Annotated in this window: 3 protein-coding genes; all 3 read left to right on the top strand. The window is 46.2% G+C overall.

The genetic code is table 11. The annotated features are described in order from the left end of the window. A partial coding sequence (locus N1032_RS23945) for a DUF7195 family protein (protein ID WP_259542950.1) occupies nucleotides 1–227 on the top strand: 227 nt, incomplete at its 5' end. Then, nucleotides 193–426 (top strand): hypothetical protein, encoded by a 234-nt coding sequence (locus tag N1032_RS23940; protein ID WP_259542949.1) that lies wholly within the window; start codon nucleotides 193–195, stop codon nucleotides 424–426. The genes N1032_RS23945 and N1032_RS23940, both read left to right, overlap by 35 nt. Beyond that, on the top strand, nucleotides 423–974 hold a 552-nt coding region (locus N1032_RS23935), incomplete at its 3' end, for a hypothetical protein (RefSeq protein WP_259542948.1). The genes N1032_RS23940 and N1032_RS23935, both read left to right, overlap by 4 nt.

Below are 974 nucleotides of genomic sequence, written 5' to 3'. Positions count from 1 at the left end.
GAAAGTTGCTACTGGATGATGTAGCTGTTATTCGTAAGATCCCTATGTCTAATTTAGGGTGTGATAATCTTCGTGCGTCTCAACGTTTCTTAGTCGATGGTTTGTCTAAGAAAATGAATGCCACAGTGGAGATTCCATTCCCGATGGTAATTCATATGGTCTTAGCTTACTTCGTCAAGGAGAATGGCATTAATGTCGGCAACAACGGCGGAAGTCAGCCAGCTTAATATTGACTTAGCGTACCATCAAGCGCGAGTCAAACGTTGCATAGACAATCAAAGGCAGCATTGGATGTTTGCCTTTGGCTTGTTTGACGCTCCTAGTGAATTAACCGAAAAGAACTCCTTCGAGACGTATTGGGAACTTGAATCAGAAATCCAGACGTCTCTTAGTAAAATCCAGAAAATAAAGGAAAAATTACGATGACACTTCGTTTAGGTGTGTTACCTTACGCTGCATCTGACTCTTGTCGAGTCCTGCGTGATGCGTTAGTTTCTGCGTATCAAGGTGATGCTCGTGTAGCTCCACGTATGATCAAGTTTGAAAACTCGAATTTCCGTGGTCGTAGCACTGACGTTATCGTTAACTATGGCAACCGTTCTGCTCCATCTCAAGTGTTCGGTCAGGCAGTAGTGCTGAACCCTCAATCGGCACTGAATAATGCTGCCAATAAAGTCACTGCGTTAACCCGTATGGAACAAGGGGGCGTAAGCACTGTTCCGTGGACTACTACACGTTCAGCCGCTCAACAGTGGTTGGAAGCCGGTGATACGGTTTATGCTCGTGCAACCCTCACCGGACACTCTGGTGAAGGTATCACTGTTCATCAACGTGGTGAAGACGGCAGTGTTCCTGTACTGCCTCAGAACCCGCTGTACACCAAAGCGATCACTGGTCAGCGCCGTGAATGGCGTGTTCACATCTTCAAAGGTGTGATCACTTACGTTCAGGTTAAACGTCGTGCAAATGGCTAT

Source organism: Herbiconiux daphne (assembly GCF_024979295.1).
In the GTDB taxonomy this organism is placed as follows: Bacteria; Actinomycetota; Actinomycetes; order Actinomycetales; family Microbacteriaceae; genus Herbiconiux; species Herbiconiux daphnes.
This window is presented reverse-complemented; position numbering and strand designations above follow the sequence as displayed.